Genomic DNA, 18,147 nt, shown 5'->3' with positions numbered 1-18,147 from the left:
TCCGCTTTTTCTTTGGACATGAAGGTCCAGGCGATGAACAGGGAGTGTCATATGCGCGTAGTGGCTTCGTTGTTGTTTCTCACTGTCAGTACCTGCACCCTCGCAGACACCCTCCCGAGTTTCCTCAACAGCAACGACACCATCCGCAACCTCCCTGTACCCAACCTCCCCGCCGACGCCTACCGCCCGAGTGCCACGCCGTTGCAGGTGCCGGAGCCCGGTGCGACGCAGGGCCAACCGCTGATGATGGGCACCAAAGTCACCATCAGCACCGTGCAGATTGAAGGCGGAACAATCTACCCGCTCAGCGAACTGGCCGCGCTCTATCAGCCACTGCTCGGCCACGAAAGCAGCCTCGCCGACCTGATCGAAGCCACTCGCAGCATCACGCGACGCTACCAACAGGACGGCTATCTGCTGTCGTACGCGTTCCTGCCTCAACAAAGTTTCGACAGCGGCACGGTGCGCGTGGTGCTGGTTGAGGGTTACATCAAGGATTATCAGTTGCAGGGCGACGTCGGACGGGTCAAAGGCCTGCTCGACAAGCTGGTGGCCAAACTTCAGACCGAACGGCCCCTGACGCGCAAAACCTTCGAACGCTACACCACGCTGATGAGCCGCATCCCGGGCGTGACCTTGCAGGCGCAAGTGCCGCCACCCGGCACCACCGACGGCGCGGCTTACCTTGTCGCCCAGGCCAGCCGCAAACCGTTCACCAGCAGCCTCAGCGCCACCGAGGACAACCGCAACGGCACCCAGGCCCTACTCGGTGTCAGCAGCAACTCGCAAACGTCCATGGGCGAACAACTGAGCCTCAGCGGCCTGTTTCCACCTGGGGACGACGATGAGCATTACTACCGTCTCGACTACAACCAGTTCCTCAATGCCGAGGGCACGCAACTGGCGCTGTCCGCCTCGCGTTACCGCGCGGATCCGGGCACCAACGTGCAACTGGATAACGGCATCGAACTCAAGCCGCACCGTGAAAACGATCGCTATTCCATCGGCTTCAGCCACCCGCTAATCGCGGCTCCCAACGAACTGCTCAGCGCCGGCGCGCGGTTGTATGCGGTCAACGACAAGACGCGCTACAAGGTCGTCGGTTTCCCGTTGAGCTTCGAGCAACGCTCCGACATCCGCGCCCTCGCCTTCGAAAGCGACTGGCGCAAGGCTGATGAAAAACAATTGCGGATTCTCAGCGGCGGGCTGTACCAGGGCATCGACGGCATGGGGGCGAAAACCAACAACACCGACCTCGACCTGGACTTCTTCCGGATGCGTTTGTCCGGCGTGCAGAGCGACAAGTTTTTCGACAACTGGCAGGGCGTGATCTCCGCCGCGCTGTACTGGAGTGACGACACCTTGCCCGAGAGCGAGCGCGCGGTGTTCGGCGGGCAGAACTTCGGTCGCGGCTACCCCGACGACCAGGCGTCGGGCGACAAGGGTTGGGGCGTGGCGTATGAGCTGAACTACAGTTTCAACCGCGACGGCAACTGGGTGCGGATTCTGCAACCCTATGTGGTGCTGGATCGGGCCAAGACCTGGTTCAACGAATTGCCGGTCAAGGGCAACAACCTGTCCTCGGCTGCAGTGGGATTGCGATTCGGCGATGCGAAGTACTACAACATCGCGCTGGAAGCGGCCAAGCCCATGTCGGATGAAGCGCTCGACACGTTCAACCGCAAGCCGCGGTACAGCATCAGTTTCAGTTATCAGCTGTAGGCCGGTGTACGTCGATCAACTGTAGGAGCCAGCTTGCTGGCGATCGGTTTTGAAATGTGCGGTGATCCCGCGGCCGCCATCGCTGGCAAGCCAGCTCCCACAAGGTCGGCGTCGTACATGGATCTACTGTAGGAGCCGGCTTGCTGGCGATCGGTTTTGAAATGTGCGGTGATCCCGCGGCCGCCATCGCCGGCAAGCCGGCTCCTACAGGGGATTGGGTACATTTGGGGAAATGGTTGTCTGGAAGGGCGTCATCGCGAGCAGGCTCGCTCCTACAGAAGGGCGCTGGGGTTGGGCTTAAGCCGCCAACCAATCAGCCACTGACCAGGGTCACTCTCGGCTGCGGAAACAGATTGTTCAGCGTCTCCAGCAACCGCACGTGATAGATCGGCTTGCGAAACAGGTCGAGCACCTGCAAGCGCAACATGTCGCTGACATCCTCCATGTCCGCATGCCCCGACGTCACGATTACCGGCAGGTGCTGACGTGAAGTGTGCTCGCGCAACCGTTTGATCAACGACATGCCACTCTCCTCCGGCATGCGCAGATCAGTGATCACCAGGGCGATATCAGGATGACGGGTCAGGTGCTGCAACGCGGCCTTCACCGAAACGGCCGTCAGGCAATGAAAGCCCTCGCCCTCCAGCAACTCCGCCAGCTCAAGCAGTGCGTCCTCTTCATCATCGACCAGAAGCAGCTGTTGGCGAGGGAGTGCGGGAGCATTCATGGGATTTTCCTGCAATGGACTAAGCGATGACGTTAGGACCACTCAGGCAAGTTGGCAAATTGCAGATCAAGGCGTCGGTACCAGCGCAGCCTTGATGGTGGTGAACATCGTGGTGATCGCACCCGAGATCGGCGTCATGAAAGCCGCCAGCGCAACCGCCGCCATCCCCGCGATAATCGCATACTCGATACCCGAAGCACCTTCGGTGTCTTTCGCCAGATTGATGTAGAAAACGACTTCGGTTTTGATCCGCTCAACAACGCTGCTAAAGGACATGACGACTTCTCCTTGAAGGGCGCATCGGGTGTTGCACGGCCGCAACATGATTCCCCTATGCCAGCATCAGCATTGTCGGCATTTGTTCCGCCAACAACTGTAAGAACGAATTATCACTAAAGTATTAGCCCTTTCGTTGACGCCAAAAAAGCGCCTGATTCAGGTCGAATTCTCAATTATTCAGTTAATTTTCAGGGCAGTAATGGCGTTTCGCTCTAGCTGCGCTACCGTCAAATAGCGAAATGATTTCAGTGTTCATAGCTGCCTGATGGATAAGTTGTCTCGTTGGAAATGACGGGGTTGTTTAAGCAGCAGGAAAGGGAGAGCCGTCATGAACAGTCGTGTCACGCTGGGCCTCGCCGGGTTGTTTCTGGTGGGCGCCATTTTTGCCGGCTATTGGGGGCTGACGCTGAGCCGCCAGCCAACTGCCGCCCCGCTCGCGCCAGCTGAAAGCGCCACCTCTGCGGCCCCCCAACAAACCATCGCGGTCGAAGACCCCACCCGTCATCCGGTGGTGGTGCTGCTGCGTGACGTCGCGCCGTTCGAACACATTACCGCCGCCGACGTTGCCCTGGAAAAACTCGCCATCGTTCCCGCCGGCAGCCTGACCCGTCTCGATCAGGCGGTGGGGCGCACCACCTGGCGTGCCTTGACCGCCGGCAGCTGGCTCAACGAAGAAAGCTTCGAGGCCGGCAGCAAGCTCGCACGAATGATTCGTCCCGATGAACGTGCCCTTGCCGTGGCCGTCGACGAAGTGATCAATGCCGGTGGCCAATTGACGCCGGGGGACTACGTCGATGTGCTGCTGTTCCTGCGCATGGACGCCAACAACCCTCAGCCTTCGGCACAGTTGGTGATCCCGGCCTTGCGGGTTCTCGGGGTGGGCGATCAACTGGGCCTGACCAACGACGGTCAGCCCGCCAGCCCGGCGCGCAGCGCTGAAGACCCGATCAAGCAGGAACAATCGCGGACCAGCGCCCGGACCGTATTGCTCGCCGTACCCGAAGCCCTGTTGAGCCGTCTGATGCTGGCGACACAGGCCGGGGTTTTGCGTCTGGCCGTCCGCAGCGCCGACGAGAAACGCCTGTCCCGTTACTGGGCTGGCGAGGCTGCGGCACCTGCCAACCTTGCCAGTGCCAATCGCGAGTTGATCCAGTTCAACCAGCTGGCCATGACGTCCCCGCCCAAACCTGTCGCCACCGGCATTGCGGCCCCCCGCAAGTCGAGTGTGGAAGTCATCCGCGGCAACGAAATCACGCAACAAACTCCCTGAGTCGAGCAAGGACGCATCTAAATGCGCAGACGTTCCATGCCCATGTTCCAAGGCCTGCTCTGGGTCTCGTTGTTGAGCGGGTCGCCACTCACGGCGACCGTCGCCGCCGTCGGCAATTGTGCCGCACTGGGTCCGTTGCCGGCAGCGCTGGAGGTCGGCGAAGGGCTGCAACAGGAACTGCAATCTCCCGTGGCGATCACCCGTGTTGCCGTCGGCGACCCGAAAATCGCCGACGTGCGGGTCAATGGCAATCAGGCTTTCCTGCTCACGGGCATGGCGCCCGGCGCCACCAGCCTGATGGTCTGGACCGCCTGCGCCAGTGCGCCGCGTCAGAGCATGGTGTTCGTTCAGGGGCGGGCGACGGCAGCCATGACGGCCAAGCCACTGTCGGCCGATGACCCGCTGCTGCCGTCGCAAGTGCAGACCGACATTCGCTTCGTCGAAGTCAGCCGGACCAAACTGAAACAGGCCGGCACCTCGATTTTCGGCAAGAGCTCGAACAACTTCCTGTTCGGCTCCCCCGGCACGGTGCCCAACACCTTCGTCACACCCGGCGTGCTGCCCCTGTTCAACATCGACCCGCGCATTGCGGTGCCGAGCATCCCCTTGCTCAACGACAGCTTCAACATTGTGTTCGGCGGCGGCAATTTCCTCGGCATCATCAATGCGCTGGAGGGCAGCGGTTTCGCCTACACCCTGGCGCGCCCGAGCCTGGTGGCCCTCAGCGGGCAGAGCGCGAGTTTCCTCGCCGGCGGTGAAATCCCGATCCCGGTACCAAGCGCCAACAGCAACAGCTACTCCATCGAGTACAAGGAATTCGGCATCCGCCTGACCCTCACGCCGACCGTGGTCAGCCACGACCGCATCGCCCTGAAAGTGGCGCCGGAAGTCAGCGAACTGGATTACAACAACGGCGTGACCATCGGCGGCACCACCGTGCCGGCGTTCACCATTCGCCGCACCGACACCAGCATCTCCCTGGCCGACGGCGAGAGTTTCGTCATCAGCGGCTTGATCAGCACACACAACGCTTCGCAAGTCAGCAAGTTTCCGGGGCTGGGCGATATCCCGATTCTCGGCGCGTTCTTTCGCAACTCTCAGGTCAACCGCGAAGAGCGCGAGCTGCTGATGATCGTCACGCCGCACCTGGTCCAGCCATTGGCGGCCAATGCGCAATTGCCTTCGTTGCCCGGGGAAAAACTGCGCAACTACGACCCGAACTGGTATCGCCTGTATTTCCTTGAAAACGGCAACTTCGATAAACGCAGCGGATTATCGCAATGAGCCAGAGCCAAAGTTTGAGCCAGACCTTCCTCGCGATAACGCGCAACAGCACCGACCTCGAATGGCTGCAAGGCGCCCTCGCGCCGTTGGGCCAAGTGGTCAGCGCCGGGGGCGGCAGCCTCGACGAGCTGCTGGCACTGGTGGACGTGACCTTCGCCAACCTGGTGTTCGTCGGCCTCGACCGTGAACACGTGGTGGCGCAAAGCGCGTTGATCGAAGGCGCGCTGGAGGCCAAGCCGATGCTGGCGATCGTCGCGCTGGGCGACGGCATGGACAACCAGCTGGTGCTCAACGCCATGCGCGCCGGAGCCCGGGATTTCGTCGCCTACGGCTCGCGCTCCAGCGAGGTCTCCGGCCTGGTGCGCCGACTGAGCAAACGCCTGCCGCCGGTGGCGCCGAATACGCAACTGGGTGGTTTGACCGTGCTCTACGGCGTACAGAGCAATGCCGACGGCGCGCTGCTGTCCACGCACATGGCGCAGGTGGTGCAGAAGAGCGGGCAGCAAACGCTGCTGCTCGATCTCGGCCTGCCCCGCGGCGACAGCCTGGCGTTGCTTGGGCTTGAAAGCTCGTTCCACTTCGGCGATGCCCTGCGCCACTTGCGACGCCTCGACACCACACTCATCGACAGTGCGTTCACCCATTGCGCCGCCGGGCTGCGGATTCTCGCCTACGCCTACAACGATGAACCGCTGGAGCACACCAGCGCCGCCGAGCTGTACATGCTGCTCAGCGCCCTGCGCCAGCACTTCCAGCACATCGTCGTGAACCTCACCGGCCAGCCCGACAGCGAAGCCTTGCGCACCTTCGTCAGCCATTGCGACAAGCTGCTGTGGTACACCGATCAGAACGTGCTCGATTGTCGGCGCAACCTGGCCGTGCTCAATGCCTGGCGCGAAAAAGGCATGAAGCTCGATCACGCCAAACTGCTGGTGGACCGCTACCTGCGCAACGTCGCCCCGGACGCTGACACCCTCGGCAAAACCTTCGGCATGGAAGTCATCGCCACCCTCGTCTACAGCCCGGAAGTGCGCCTAAACGCCAAAAACCAGGGCGTCACCCTGTTCGAACTGGCCCCGCGCGAAGGCGTCACCCAAAGTCTGCGCTCCCTCGGCGAACGCCTGGCCAAACGCTCCGAAGGCCTGGCCAAGCCCAAGGCCGGCTGGTTCGACCGCTTGCGAGGCACGCAATGAACAGCGAGAAACTGTTTGGCGCACCGGTGCGCACCACGTCCGGCAACTCGGACCACGAAGGCCTGAAGCTGGTGCTGCACCGCTACATCATCGACGCCATCGAAGAGTCCGGGAAAAACCTGCTGGAAGGTTCGCGGCAAGTGCTGTCGCAGTTCGTCATCGACAAAGTTGCGGAATACATCGCCCGCCTGCACCTGGCGATTTCCCGTTACGAGATGGAGCGCCTGGCCGAAGAGATCGTCGATGAGCTCACCGGTTTCGGGCCGCTGGAAGTGCTGCTGCGCGACGCGGCGGTGACCGAGATTCTGGTCAACGGGCCGCATCGGGTGTTCATCGAACGGGACGGCGTGCTGCATCAGAGTGACCTGCGGTTTATCGATGCGCACCACGTCGAGCGGGTCATGCAGCGCATTCTTGCGCCACTGGGGCGGCGGCTCGACGAGTCGTCGCCGATGGTCGATGCGCGACTGCCGGATGGCAGCCGGGTCAACGCGATCATTCCGCCGATCGCCCTCGATGGGCCGTGCCTGTCGATTCGGAAATTTCGCAAGGACATGCTCAAAAGCGCGGACCTGGTGGCGATGCAAACCCTCGACCAGCCGATCTTCGACTTCTTTGAGGAGGCTGTGGGCAAGCGCTGCAATATCCTGATCAGCGGCGGTACCGGCACCGGCAAGACCACCCTGTTGAACATCCTCAGCCAGTTGATCAACCCCCACGAACGGCTCGTCACCATCGAAGACATTGCCGAACTGCAACTCGGCCATCCACATGTCGTGCGCCTGGAAACCCGCCCGCCCAACGCCGAAGGCCACGGTGAGGTGAAATCCAGCGACCTGATCCGCAATGCCCTGCGGATGCGTCCGGACCGGATCATCCTCGGCGAGATTCGTGGCGTCGAAGTGGTCGACGTGCTCACCGCGATGAACACCGGTCACGACGGCTCGATGAGCACGGTGCACGCCAACAACGCCCAGGATGCGCTGCTGCGCCTGGAGACGCTGGTGGGCCTGACGGGCCGCACCATCGCCGAACGCACCCTGCGGCAAATGATCTGCGCGGCGCTGGACGTGGTGATCCAGTTGACGCGCATGCCCGATGGCCGCCGTTGCGTCAGCGAGGTGGTGGAAGTCGTCGGCATCCGTGATGACGTCTACGTCACCAACACGCTATTCCGGCTCGACCGGCGCACAGGTTTCGGTTTCATGCGCGAAGCGGTCAACCCCGCGGGCGACAAACTGCGCCGAGGCTCGGCGCTTTCTCCCACTGCCTATTGAAGGCCACAGCATGCTCAAACCGCTGCTGCTCATCCTCGTTTGCCTGGCGTTGCTCGGGTTGTCGGTGCGTTTGTTCTATCGCGGCTTGCGCCAGTCCGGCACTGATCGTGTGCTCGGGCGACTGACTGAAGGTCAGCCGGAACTGGTGGTCGAGAAATCGTCCTGGGCTGGTCTCGAACGGGCATTTTTGCGCGCCGGTCTCGGCCGCCCCACCGAACGCATCGGCTTATGGCTGGCACTCTGGGCGTTTGGCATCGTGTTCGGTTTTGCCCTCGGCAGCTGGATCGGCGCGTTGGCGCTGTTGCTACTGCCGCCCTTGGCCGTGCGGCTGTATGTCAGTTGGTGTTATCAACGCCGGCTCAAGCGGATGATCGAACAACTGCCGCAGCTGCTCGATCACGCCGTGCGCAGCCTGAAGTCCGGTCGAACCCTGGCCGACGCGGTCATGGGCGCGATCGACACCGCCGAACAGCCGCTGAAAGACGCCATGGGTCGGGTGCAGCGCAACGTGCAACTGGGCGTCAGCCTGCCGGACGCCGCGTCGGACCTCGCCGAGCTGTACGAGAAAGACGAACTGCGTTTGTTCGCCCTCGGCTTGAAGGTCAATCATCGCTACGGCGGCAACGCCAGCGAGCTGCTGGACAACCTGATCAAGATGATCCGCGAGCGCGAGCAGGCCTCACGCCAGCTCAGCGCCATGACCGGTGAAACCCGAGTTACGGCGTGGGTGCTGGGCAGTTTGCCGGTGGGCCTGGCCGGGTACTTTCTGCTGACCAACCCGCACTACCTGCTCGCCATGTGGAACGATCACTCGGGGCAAATCATGCTTGCCACCGCTTTCAGCCTGCAAGTGGTGGGCAGCCTGGCGCTTTGGCGCATGTTGCGCAGCGTATGAAAATCCCACTGTTGATCAGCGCCCTGTTGTTTCTAGGGGCCGGGCTGCTGTTGCTCAGCAGCTTGCTGGAACGGCGGCGCCGGGTTCGGCAAGTGGCGCAGCGGCTGGATGGCAAACCGCTGAATGACAACCGCATGGGCCATTGGCTGCAAGCACTGGGCAGCAGCCGGATCGGCCAGCGCTCGGTCAACCTGGACAACGAAACGCAGATCCTGCTCAACCGCCTGGGGTGGCGCAGCGCCCGGCGTCGCTCGTTGTTCGCGGCCTTCCAGGTGGGCGTGCCAGTGCTCGCGCTGGCCCTGAGCCTGTTGATCCAGAGCCTGTTTTTCCCGAACGTGGAAAACCCCTGGATCGGCCCGGCCTTCGCCACCGCCATCGGCTACCTGCTGCCCAAACGCCTGCTGGCCGCCGCCGCCCAGCGTCGGCAAAAACAATTGGCCATCGAGATCTCCACCTTCATCCCGTTGCTGCGCATCCTCTTCGAATCGGGCATGGCCGTGGAGCAATCGCTGCGCGTATTGAGCCACGAGGGCAAACAGATCCTCCCGGCCCTGACCCATGAATTGCGCCTGGTGCTGGCCCGCGTCGACTCTGGCCTGGAGCTGGGCGAGGAGTTGAACAAGGCCTCCCGATTGCTCGCCGTGGAAGAGTTCACCGACACCTGCGTGATCCTCCAGCAGTTGCTCCATCAGGGCGGCGGCGCGATGAAATCCTTGCTGGCGCTCAAGCAGTTGCTGGACGACCGCCGCCTGACGCGCCTGCAGGAATACATCTCGAAAATGTCCGCCAAAATGTCCGTCGTGATGATGTTGTTTCTCTTCCCGGCGTTGTTGATCGTGCTGGCCGGCCCCGGTTTCACAGCCCTGGCCCGCGCCTTTGTTTCTTAGAGGGAACCTGATGAAAGCAATGATCGCCGGTTTGAGCCTGCTGCTGTTGAGTGGTTGCGCAAGCAACGGCCAGACGCCCTGGAACGCCCTGACCAACACCGCCAGTTGCGGCAAGTTGAGCTCTGATGAACAGCTGTCGCTGAACCTGGCGGACGACATGGCCAACGACGGCAAACTCCACGCCAGCCTGGCCAACCTGCAAAGCCTGCCGGATAACCTGGCGGAGGTACGCCTGCGCAAGGCCAAGGTGTATCGACTGCTGGGCCGCAGCGAGGCCGAGCCGTTGTACCGCAGCCTGCTCGGCGGTTGCATGGCCGCCGAAGCCGAACATGGCCTGGGCCAGCTCGCCGCCGCCAAGGGCGACAACGGCCAGGCCCAGGCGCATTTGCAACGGGCGGCCCGACTGTCGCCGACAGACGAAAAAATCCGCAATGACCTGGGCGTGGTGTACCTCAATCAATTGCGCGTCGAGGATGCGCGGTTCGAGTTTCTGACCGCCATGGAACTCAAGCAAAGCGACCCGCTGGCCGCACTGAACCTGGTGACCTTATTGATCTACCAGGACGACTGGAGCCGCGCCGCCGAACTGGTCAGCCGCCTTGGCCTGAGCCCCGCCCAGGTCACTGAAGCCCAGGCCCGCGCAGAAAAACTCAAGGCACCGGCCAAGCCTGTCCCGACCGCAGCGAACCAGGTCGCAGCCGTCGTGGCACCGAGCATTCAGTAGGGAGATGGCGTTGATGAAAACCACAGTTCTGTGTTGTTTCACCCTGTTGGCCACACCGCTTTTCGCCCACGCCATCGACGCAGGGCCTGCCTCGCCGCAGCAACAGGAAACCGAAGGCTGGCTGCAACTGCAAAGCCGCAACAAAGCAGCCTCGACCACACCCCAGACCTCAACAGCGACGGAACGCGAGTTGAGCATGCAGCGGTGGCTGAAGAGTTATGAGCATGAGATCCCGCGGTTCTTCGATCAGGATGAGGGGGGGAAGGTGGACAGTGGGTCGGGTGGGTAGCGGAGGTTTTTTTGGTGGCTGTCAGGCCGCCATCGCCGGCAAGCCGACTCCTACAAGGTGCGGGGTACATCCGCGAAAACAGTTTGGCGGTCAGGCAGCCATCGCCAGCAAGCCGGCTCCTACAAAGGCGTGGTACATCCGCGAAGGCAAGTTGGCTGTCAGGCCGTCATCGCCAGCAAGCCGACTCCTACAAAGTGGTGGTACATCCACGAAGGCAAGTTGGCTGTCAGGCCGTCATCGCCAGCAAGCCGACTCCTACAAAGTGGTGGTACATCCACGAAGGCAAGTTGGCTGTCAGGCCGTCATCGCCGGCAAGCCGGCTCCTACAAAGGCGTGGTACATCCGCGAAGGCAAGTTGGCTGTAAGGCCGTCATCGCCGGCAAGCCGGCTCCTACAATGGATCGGCGTACACCCACCAAACCACGAGGCCGAGCGTTAGCTCGCCTTGCGCTTTTGATCTTGATTTTGATTTTGATCTGCCTGCCCCTTCGGGAGGCCGAGTGGAGGTTCTGCGCAGTGGGCAACCCGGCATGGATGCCGGGTTAGCCGCCCCCGGCCATGGATGGCCGATGGCGGCGGGCCCACGGAGCAGGACCGGAGCGAGGGAACGCCGAGCCCAAGCGAGGGGCCGGACGCTGGGGCAAGACTTTTTGGTTCCTTTTGTGGCGTTTGACAAAAGGGACTCGCCGTAAGGGCGAAACCGCAAGCGGCCGTTACTGCAGAAATGGATATGTACACCCGATAGAAAATGGTCGGCCAAAAGGCCGCCATCGCCGGCAAGCCGGCTCCTACAGTTTGTCCGTGTATATCCGAAAGTTTATCCCTGTAAATCCGAATGAAGTCAGTGGGCAGTCACCCGCTGACGCAACCCGGAATTGCTGGGCGACAACGCCAACGCCAACTGCGTGCGGTTATGCATGTGCGTCAAGCGCAACACCTGCGACACATACAACTTCACCGTGTTCTCGGTAATCCCCAGCTCACAGGCAATCTGGTAATTGGTCTGCCCCTTGCCCACCAACCGCGCCACATCCAGCTGCCGGGGTGACAACTGATTGAAAATCGCCGGGATCTCCAGCCGGTCCAGATCACTGACCTCGCCATCAAACGCATCCGGCACCCGCGGGTTACGGCGAACTTTGTCCAGGTCCTGATACAGGTCATCAATCGACTCGGAAAGAAATTGCAGCTTCTGGTTCAAGTGGCCCAGTTGCAAGTTCTTCTGCCGCTCCTGCAACGCCACTTCCTGACGCTGAACGCCTTCGAGCATCTCTTCCAGATCGATCGGCTTCTGATAGTAGTCGGCAATCCCGGCACGCAAGGCCTTGATCACATCCTGCTTGTCCGCGCGCCCGGTGAGCATGATCGCTTCGAACGCCCGATGCTTGCCGGACAACCGTTGCAGCTCCTGCACCAGCTGAATTCCGTCGAGGCCAGGCATGTGCAGATCACACAGCACCAGGCCGATTTCCGGGTCTCCGCTGAAACGCTCCACCGCCTGCCGGCTGGACTCACAAGGCACACAGCGATAACCGCTGCTTTCGAGAAATTCGCACAGTTCTTCAACGATCAGCGGCTGATCATCGACCACCAGAACTTTTACTGCGGAGGTAGGCTTGTTCACATGCAACTCCCTGCATAGCCAAAGGCTGACTGTTCCTGTACCGACAGCCACGGGCTGTATAACTACTGAACTGAAAATAGACCGACTTTCTGACTCTGTACATGCACAACCGATCATTGGATCCAGAGCAGCGCCAGCGAAAAACCCACCAGCACGAAGGGCGCAAATGGCTGCTTGTTTGACGTTCCGGGCCCTAGATATCGAAGACGATCTCTAAGTCCTTGACTCATATGAAGCCAGAGTTTTGGCGCGAGCAGCAGCCAAAGAATGCTGGCGAATCCGGCACCGATAAACGTCCCGAGTACGTGCATACCGTCCGTCGCGAGACCCAAGGCTGTCATTAGTTTCACATCGCCCGCGCCCAAGCGTCGCATGGCATAGGCGGGAAGGGTAAAACCCAACGCGAGCAAGCACGCCCAGCCGCCCTGCACGGCGTCGGCGCCCAGCCAGGTGGCGCCGGCCCACCACAGATACCCCAGCGCCAAAACGCCCGCGCCGAGGGTCAGTCCATTGGCAATGTGTCGCTCTCGAACATCCTGTGCTGCGCAAAGCGTCAGCCAGATCAGTAGGAAAAAACTCTGCATGCGGTAAAAAACGTCCGTTTTGGCTGAATGATTCTATGCTGACATTACGCAGTGACTGTCAGGGTAGACGCACTCATGAAAACCAACCTCCCCCGCAAGCAAAAAGGCGCCGCCGCCATTGAATTCACGTTGGTGTTCGTCATCTTTTTCGCCGTGTTCTATGGGATTGTCGCGTACAGCGTTCCGCTGTTGCTCCTGCAATCGTTCAACCAGTCCACTGCGGAAGCCGTACGCCGCAGCGTGGCGCTGGACACCAATACTCCGGGGTATGACAGCGCGCTAAAAGCCCTTGCCACGGCCGAACTGACCCGGCAACTGCGCTGGATTCCCGCCGCGCTGAATTTCAACGTCGCCACCGACGCCAGCGCCACTTACACAGGCGGGGTGTTGAAGGTCTCCATCAACTACCCCAGCAGCAAACTCCGACAAGTCATCCCGTTTCTGAATTTGCCGGGAATCGGCACGGTGCCCAATCTGCCAACGACACTCACCGCCAGTTCGAGCCTGCAATTTTGAGTTCCGGGGATTCGCTCTTCGGGCGCCTGCTCAATCGCCAGCCGCCCCAGGCCGAGGACAGCAGCCACCTGAACGTGGCCCGTGCCGGTTTGCAGATTCACCTCGATGCCGAAGGTCGAGTGCTGCATATGACCGGTCCGCTGCGCCATGGCCTGGCCCAGCAACCGTCCAACGCGCGGGCGCCGCTCCTGCTCGATTTCCTCATGCCCCACAGCAGCCTCGCCGTCGAAGGCCGGCCGGCCGACTGGCAGGGACAAACCCTGGACCTGGATTTCTACAACCTCAGTGGCCAGCCCCTGCACGTGCGCGGCTGGGTGCAACCGCTGGCCGACACCTGGCTGTTGCAGTTGCTGGACATCGGCGACCTGCTGCACGAACGCCGGCAATCCCGTAACCGCGAACACTGCCAGCTGCTCGCGACGCAGATCAGCGATCAGTTGCGCCTGTGCAGCCTGACGCGATTGCCTGAAGTGCTGCTGGAGCAATTGCAGAGTGTGGCCCAGCGTTTCCAGATCCCGTGCCTTGCCGTGGCGCTGCTGGATGAACAGGAAGACGGTTGGCAGATCCATCAGCATTACGCGGCTTTCGATGCGCCGAAGTTGTGGCAAAACGGCCAGCGCCTGGGCACCGGCCTGGACAGTCTGAACGGCTCCGCGCCGCAACATTTGCCCCTCGGTGAACACCCGCGCCTGCACAGCCTGTTCGGGAATGCCGAAGGGCTCGCGGTGCCTTATCACGATGCGCAAGGCGTGGCCGCGTGGGTGCTCTGTGGTTTTTATCCGGTGCAGCAACGTGCGCCTGACGTGGGCGAGCGTGACTGGCTGCAACTCGCCGCCGCGCTCGCGGGGCCTCTGCTCGAACGCTTGCGAGAGCACCGGCATCACCTGCAACTGGAGCGGCTGGAATCGTTGCAAGCCTTGCTCGGCACCGGTTGGTGGGAAGTCTTCAGCGACAGTGCCGAAGTGCAATTGGCCCCCTCGCTGGCCAACACCCTGAACCTGACCAACACACGCATGCCGGTGAACGACTGGCTTGAGCAGATCCACCCGGCCGACCGCGAAGAACTGCGCAGTCGCCTGCGAGCCTTGCGGGATGAAGGCGCACCGTTATTGTCATGCGTGCGCCTGCACAGCCCCGACGCGCCGACCTGGTATCGCTTGCAAGGCCAGACGCTGGGGCTTGGCAAACACCGAAGGCTGGTGGGCTTCATGCTCGACATCAGCGACATCAAGAACCAGGAACAAAATGCCGCGGCGGCCCATGCCCGGCTGGACAATCTGATCGCCAGTTCACCGGCGGTGATCTACGTACAGCGTTACGTCGAAGGTGCGCTGCTGCCGACTTTTTTCAGCGACAGCCTGTTGCCACTGCTGGGCCTGACCCCGGCCGACTGCAACGCCGGGGCACTGGCGGAACGGGTTCACCCCGAAGACCGCGACCGCTATTTCGAACGCACCCGGCAACTGCTTCGCGAAGGCGCGGTGCGTGCGCGCTATCGAATGCGCGACAATCGCGGTGATTACCACTGGCTGCTCGACGAAGCCAAGCTGTTGCGCGATGACCTGGGCCTGCCGGTCGAAGCCGTCGGCCTGTGGCTGGACGTGACCGAAGCGACCCTGGCCGCCGAACAGGTCAAACAGAGCGAAGAACGCTATCGGATCCTGGTCGAGGATTCCCCGGCGATGATCTGCCGCTACCGCCCCGACCTGATCCTGACGTTTGGCAATCGCCCGCTGGCGACCTATCTGGAATGTCAGCCCGAGCAACTGCCGGGGGTCGATCTGGGCAGCTGGATGTCCCAGGAACAGCGCGAGGCTTTCTTCCAGCGCCTCAGCCAGTTGAGCCCGGAATTTCCGGTCAGCACCGCGGAGATCAACTTGCAATTGCCGGGGCGGGAGCATGCGTGGTGGGTGTGGTCGGATCGCGGGGTGTTCGACGAGCAGGGCCGCTTGCTGGAAATCCAGGCCGTCGGCCGCGACAACACCGAGGTCCGACGCTCCCAGCAGCAACTGGCCCAGAGCGCGAAAATGGCCACCCTCGGCGAAATGGCTACCGGCCTGGCCCATGAAATCAATCAACCGCTGAACGTGATGCGCATGGCCATCGTCAACGTGCTCAAACGCCTGAGCAACGGCGATGTGCAGATCGATTACCTCACCGACAAGCTCAACCGCATCGACGCCCAGGTCCAACGCGCGGCGCGGGTGGTGGATCACATGCGCGTGTTCGGCCGCCGCTCGGAGATCGAGCAGCATCCGTTCAACCCGATTGACGCCATCGAAGGCACGCTGTCGTTGCTGGCCGAAGGCATGCGCGGCAAAGGCGTCGAGCTGCGGGTCGGGGAAAGCGGTTTCGAGGTGCAGGTGCGCGGTTATGTCGATCAGCTGGAACAGGTGCTGATCAACCTGATGGTCAATGCCCGTGACGCGTTGCTGAGCAAGCGCGAGGCCGATCGCGATTTCAACCCGTGGATTTCAGTGCAGGCCGAGCGGGATGAACACTCGGTTCGCCTGTGGGTCGAGGACAACGGCGGCGGTATCGATCCGCGATTGCTGGAGCGGATCTTCGAACCGTTCTTCACCACCAAACCGGTCGGCGTAGGCACCGGGCTGGGGTTGTCGGTGAGCTATGGCATCGTCGAGAACATGGGCGGAAAACTCAGCGTGAGCAACTCGGCTGAGGGTGCGCGGTTCTGTATCGAGCTGCCGATTGTCGGGGTGGTCTAGATCACCAGGTAGGCTTTGCCTTTTTGTCCGCAGGTGAGGTTGGCGTCGACCTGGATTTTCCCGACCTCGATGCCGAGGGTCTGCAAAATATTGTTGAGCAGATCGTCCAGCAGCGGACTGAGGATGCCGCTCAACGTGGTGACCAATGTCGACAGCACGCCATTCACCAAACTCACCAGTGTGTTGAAAACGAGCTGCAGCAATGCGCCCGGATTGAACGTCGGCGCATGGACCGTCAGCTGGACTCCGTTGACCGCCTGGGAAAGCCCGGCAATCGCGTTGGTGGCGGTCAGGGTGTAAGGCGAAACAGGCGGCACCCCGACATTCGATGGGTTGATGAAGGTGTGGCTGGCCGAGGTCTGCAAGGCAGGGCTGTTGATCATCAGGTCGGCGCCGCCGCCGGCGTAAGGAATACGTGCGCAGCTGCCGCAGGGTTTATGCCCGATGTCGAGCAGGGTAATCGGTGTGACCGTCAGCGGTGCGGCCGAAGACGCCCAGTTGGAATTCACCTTGCCGACCCGCAAGGTGGCGACCGCCGTGGTCGCATTCACCACCAGGCTCTTGTTGGTGTCGCTGACGCAGGTGTAGTCGGTGACGTAGCTGTTGCCACCACCCGCTTCGAGGCTCACGTCCAGATTGGGGCTGGGCAAGACCTGGAGATCAAGGCCCAGTAACCCCGTGACCACCGACAAAATACTGGTTGTGAGGCCAATGATGTTGGTGGCTAACGAAAGGTCCAAGGTGACCAAAACCCGGACCTGCGCCGTGCGTACATAGATCTGGTTCGCGCCCAGAGGCGCCAGTTTTGCCAATGCCGGATTGCCCACCACCGAAAACTGTGGCGGCTCGATGACTTTGATCGAGGCCGTCGCCCCTAGGCCCAAGCCCAGGAGATTGAGCGGCAACGTCGCCGCCAGGGCATTCTTGCTGTTGCCCAACTGGACGAACGCCTGAATCAGCTGCAACGCGTTCAGATCGGCATCGAGGCCGGATGCCGGTCCCCCGGTCTGTAGCTTCAACAGGTCGCCCAGGTGCAGCTTCACCGGGCTGACGGCGGCGGTGATCAATGCGTCGAGACCGGCCACCGCCTGGGCCGTCGCACCATTGGCCCGGGCAACGGTGGCAGCGGCTTTGATCAGCTGTCCTACCGTCGCATCCGTCTGCAACAAACGATCGTAGTCACCCGCCGTAACGTGCAGGTCGATCGCCAGTTGATCCATGTAGTTCAGCAGGTTGATGTTCGCCCCGAGCAGCGCATTCCAGCTCGCCACGCTCACATTGACCGGGCCGCCCAGTAGCGAGCTGAACAGCGGGCTCAGCAAGTTGACGTCGGCCACGGTGCTGCGAATACCGAGCTGCGCCACTGGCGGCAAGGGGCTTGCCGCGACGGCGGTGGCGCTGAGTCGGGTGGTCAGGCTGGCGGGGCCGCCGGACAGCAAGGCGCCAATGCCGGCGGCCACGCTGGTGGGTACGGTGTGGGTGGCGATGACGCGCACGGCAGTGGATTTGGTGGCGTCGACGGTGAACGCGCGGAGGTTGTCGGCGCCGGTCTGCAGGGTGCCGCAATTGACGGTCAGTGTGCCGGTGGCGTTGACGGTGAAGCCGTTGCGCGTTGCACTTTGCGTGGCGTAGCTGGCGGCGCTCATTCCGGCCAGGCAATTGCCGTTGCGGGTCACGGCTTCGAGGGCGGCGGTATCGGCCACCCTCTGCAGTTTGCGTTGTTCCAGATAGAGCCGGCCGCTGTCGACGACCAGCACTGTGAAGCCCAGGGCCAGGGCGAGGGTCAGTGCGGCCATCAGGCCGATCGCCCCTTGTTGCCGGGCCGGGCCGTGGAATTGCCAGCGGGGAAACATCGCGCACTCCTTTGCCGGCGCGTTGCCGAGCGCTACCTCCATTGGTGTGGGTGAGTGTAGACAAGGTTGGGAAGGCTGCTGGCAACGCGCCATCCCAAATCGTAAAAAACTGGGATTGGGGTTGGGGTTGGGGTTGGGATTGGGATTGGGGACATATCCGTTATTTAGGTAACGGCGGCTATTGGTTTCGCCCTTACGGCGAGTCACTTGCAAAAGCGGCAAGTAACCAAGCGCCTTTGCCCCTTTCGTTCGGTGCCTCGCCCAGGCTCGGCATTCCCTCCTTCCGGTCCTGCTCCG

The 18,147-nt window shown here is 61.9% G+C and carries 16 protein-coding genes; 11 read left to right on the top strand and 5 right to left on the bottom strand.

The genetic code is table 11. The annotated features are described in order from the left end of the window. The first annotated feature begins 51 nt into the window (after positions 1-51). Positions 52-1,722 carry a ShlB/FhaC/HecB family hemolysin secretion/activation protein gene (locus tag ACF6ZU_RS16020; RefSeq protein WP_392885137.1) on the top strand — a complete coding sequence of 557 codons (1,671 nt, stop codon included), beginning with the start codon at positions 52-54 and terminating at the stop codon, positions 1,720-1,722. A 313-nt stretch (positions 1,723-2,035) separates the two neighbouring features. Here ACF6ZU_RS16020 and ACF6ZU_RS16015 read toward each other — a convergent pair whose 3' ends face one another. Both ACF6ZU_RS16015 and ACF6ZU_RS16010 read right to left on the bottom strand, forming a co-directional pair. Further along, positions 2,036-2,449 carry a response regulator gene (locus ACF6ZU_RS16015; protein WP_392885136.1) on the bottom strand — a complete coding sequence of 138 codons (414 nt, stop codon included), beginning with the start codon at positions 2,447-2,449 and terminating at the stop codon, positions 2,036-2,038. A gap of 66 nt (positions 2,450-2,515) precedes the next feature. Then, positions 2,516-2,725 (bottom strand): Flp family type IVb pilin, encoded by a 210-nt coding sequence (locus ACF6ZU_RS16010; protein WP_392885135.1) that lies wholly within the window; start codon positions 2,723-2,725, stop codon positions 2,516-2,518. A gap of 331 nt (positions 2,726-3,056) precedes the next feature. Here ACF6ZU_RS16010 and cpaB point away from each other — a divergent pair, with 331 nt between their 5' ends. Genes cpaB through ACF6ZU_RS15970 form a run of 8 tightly spaced genes read left to right on the top strand, consistent with a single transcriptional unit; the run spans position 3,057 to position 10,547 of the window. Next, positions 3,057-3,998 (top strand): Flp pilus assembly protein CpaB, encoded by a 942-nt coding sequence (cpaB, locus tag ACF6ZU_RS16005; RefSeq protein WP_392885134.1) that lies wholly within the window; start codon positions 3,057-3,059, stop codon positions 3,996-3,998. Between the two features lie 21 nt (positions 3,999-4,019). Next, positions 4,020-5,282 (top strand): type II and III secretion system protein family protein, encoded by a 1,263-nt coding sequence (locus ACF6ZU_RS16000; RefSeq protein WP_392885133.1) that lies wholly within the window; start codon positions 4,020-4,022, stop codon positions 5,280-5,282. After that, positions 5,279-6,475, top strand: a complete 1,197-nt coding sequence (locus tag ACF6ZU_RS15995) for a CpaE family protein (protein WP_392885132.1) — start codon at positions 5,279-5,281, stop codon at positions 6,473-6,475. The genes ACF6ZU_RS16000 and ACF6ZU_RS15995 overlap by 4 nt, the downstream gene beginning before the upstream one ends. Beyond that, the gene (locus ACF6ZU_RS15990; RefSeq protein WP_392885131.1) at positions 6,472-7,752 is read left to right on the top strand and encodes a CpaF family protein; all 1,281 of its coding nucleotides are present in this window, start codon (positions 6,472-6,474) and stop codon (positions 7,750-7,752) included. Before ACF6ZU_RS15995 ends, ACF6ZU_RS15990 begins: the two co-directional genes overlap by 4 nt. A gap of 10 nt (positions 7,753-7,762) precedes the next feature. Next, on the top strand, positions 7,763-8,647 hold the full coding sequence (locus ACF6ZU_RS15985; protein WP_392885130.1) for a type II secretion system F family protein: 885 nt from the start codon (positions 7,763-7,765) through the stop codon (positions 8,645-8,647). Next, positions 8,644-9,534, top strand: coding sequence for a type II secretion system F family protein (locus ACF6ZU_RS15980; RefSeq protein ID WP_392885129.1), 891 nt, complete (start codon positions 8,644-8,646; stop codon positions 9,532-9,534). Before ACF6ZU_RS15985 ends, ACF6ZU_RS15980 begins: the two co-directional genes overlap by 4 nt. A gap of 10 nt (positions 9,535-9,544) precedes the next feature. Continuing rightward, on the top strand, positions 9,545-10,258 hold the full coding sequence (locus tag ACF6ZU_RS15975) for a tetratricopeptide repeat protein (protein ID WP_392885128.1): 714 nt from the start codon (positions 9,545-9,547) through the stop codon (positions 10,256-10,258). Positions 10,259-10,271: 13 nt separating this feature from the next. After that, entirely contained in the window at positions 10,272-10,547 is a 276-nt protein-coding gene (locus ACF6ZU_RS15970) for a DUF3613 domain-containing protein (RefSeq protein WP_392885127.1), read from the top strand. Positions 10,548-11,388: 841 nt separating this feature from the next. Here the strand turns inward: ACF6ZU_RS15970 and ACF6ZU_RS15965 are convergent. Further along, positions 11,389-12,171 carry a response regulator transcription factor gene (locus ACF6ZU_RS15965; protein WP_392885126.1) on the bottom strand — a complete coding sequence of 261 codons (783 nt, stop codon included), beginning with the start codon at positions 12,169-12,171 and terminating at the stop codon, positions 11,389-11,391. 113 nt (positions 12,172-12,284) lie between these two features. Further along, positions 12,285-12,755, bottom strand: a complete 471-nt coding sequence (locus tag ACF6ZU_RS15960) for a prepilin peptidase (RefSeq protein ID WP_392885125.1) — start codon at positions 12,753-12,755, stop codon at positions 12,285-12,287. 75 nt (positions 12,756-12,830) lie between these two features. Here ACF6ZU_RS15960 and ACF6ZU_RS15955 point away from each other — a divergent pair, with 75 nt between their 5' ends. Both ACF6ZU_RS15955 and ACF6ZU_RS15950 read left to right on the top strand, forming a co-directional pair. Then, complete coding sequence (locus tag ACF6ZU_RS15955; RefSeq protein WP_392885124.1) at positions 12,831-13,271, top strand: TadE/TadG family type IV pilus assembly protein; 441 nt, start codon at positions 12,831-12,833, stop codon at positions 13,269-13,271. Continuing rightward, positions 13,268-15,997, top strand: coding sequence for an ATP-binding protein (locus tag ACF6ZU_RS15950; RefSeq protein WP_392885123.1), 2,730 nt, complete (start codon positions 13,268-13,270; stop codon positions 15,995-15,997). Before ACF6ZU_RS15955 ends, ACF6ZU_RS15950 begins: the two co-directional genes overlap by 4 nt. On the opposite strand, the gene ACF6ZU_RS15945 is transcribed toward ACF6ZU_RS15950, so the two are convergent. Beyond that, entirely contained in the window at positions 15,994-17,850 is a 1,857-nt protein-coding gene (locus tag ACF6ZU_RS15945) for a pilus assembly protein TadG-related protein (RefSeq protein WP_392885122.1), read from the bottom strand. The genes ACF6ZU_RS15950 and ACF6ZU_RS15945 overlap by 4 nt on opposite strands. Positions 17,851-18,147: the final 297 nt, after the last annotated feature.

It is taken from the genome of Pseudomonas migulae (genome assembly GCF_043225285.1).
Taxonomy (GTDB): Bacteria; Pseudomonadota; Gammaproteobacteria; order Pseudomonadales; family Pseudomonadaceae; genus Aquipseudomonas; species Aquipseudomonas migulae_C.
The sequence above is the reverse complement of the archived record's forward strand: the minus strand, read 5'-3'. Positions and strand labels throughout refer to the sequence as shown.

What these genes read in the sequence shown, in the direction of transcription:
- ACF6ZU_RS15980 (WP_392885129.1), top strand. Translation starts at nt 8,644, where the DNA reads ATGAAAATCCCACTGTTGATCAGCGCCCTGTTGTTTCTAGGGGCCGGG.
- ACF6ZU_RS15960 (WP_392885125.1), bottom strand. Translation starts at nt 12,755, where the DNA reads ATGCAGAGTTTTTTCCTACTGATCTGGCTGACGCTTTGCGCAGCACAG.
- cpaB (WP_392885134.1), top strand. Translation starts at nt 3,057, where the DNA reads ATGAACAGTCGTGTCACGCTGGGCCTCGCCGGGTTGTTTCTGGTGGGC.
- ACF6ZU_RS15985 (WP_392885130.1), top strand. Translation starts at nt 7,763, where the DNA reads ATGCTCAAACCGCTGCTGCTCATCCTCGTTTGCCTGGCGTTGCTCGGG.
- ACF6ZU_RS15990 (WP_392885131.1), top strand. Translation starts at nt 6,472, where the DNA reads ATGAACAGCGAGAAACTGTTTGGCGCACCGGTGCGCACCACGTCCGGC.
- ACF6ZU_RS16000 (WP_392885133.1), top strand. Translation starts at nt 4,020, where the DNA reads ATGCGCAGACGTTCCATGCCCATGTTCCAAGGCCTGCTCTGGGTCTCG.
- ACF6ZU_RS15970 (WP_392885127.1), top strand. Translation starts at nt 10,272, where the DNA reads ATGAAAACCACAGTTCTGTGTTGTTTCACCCTGTTGGCCACACCGCTT.
- ACF6ZU_RS16015 (WP_392885136.1), bottom strand. Translation starts at nt 2,449, where the DNA reads ATGAATGCTCCCGCACTCCCTCGCCAACAGCTGCTTCTGGTCGATGAT.
- ACF6ZU_RS15995 (WP_392885132.1), top strand. Translation starts at nt 5,279, where the DNA reads ATGAGCCAGAGCCAAAGTTTGAGCCAGACCTTCCTCGCGATAACGCGC.
- ACF6ZU_RS15955 (WP_392885124.1), top strand. Translation starts at nt 12,831, where the DNA reads ATGAAAACCAACCTCCCCCGCAAGCAAAAAGGCGCCGCCGCCATTGAA.
- ACF6ZU_RS15945 (WP_392885122.1), bottom strand. Translation starts at nt 17,850, where the DNA reads ATGTTTCCCCGCTGGCAATTCCACGGCCCGGCCCGGCAACAAGGGGCG.
- ACF6ZU_RS16020 (WP_392885137.1), top strand. Translation starts at nt 52, where the DNA reads ATGCGCGTAGTGGCTTCGTTGTTGTTTCTCACTGTCAGTACCTGCACC.
- ACF6ZU_RS15975 (WP_392885128.1), top strand. Translation starts at nt 9,545, where the DNA reads ATGAAAGCAATGATCGCCGGTTTGAGCCTGCTGCTGTTGAGTGGTTGC.
- ACF6ZU_RS16010 (WP_392885135.1), bottom strand. Translation starts at nt 2,725, where the DNA reads ATGTCCTTTAGCAGCGTTGTTGAGCGGATCAAAACCGAAGTCGTTTTC.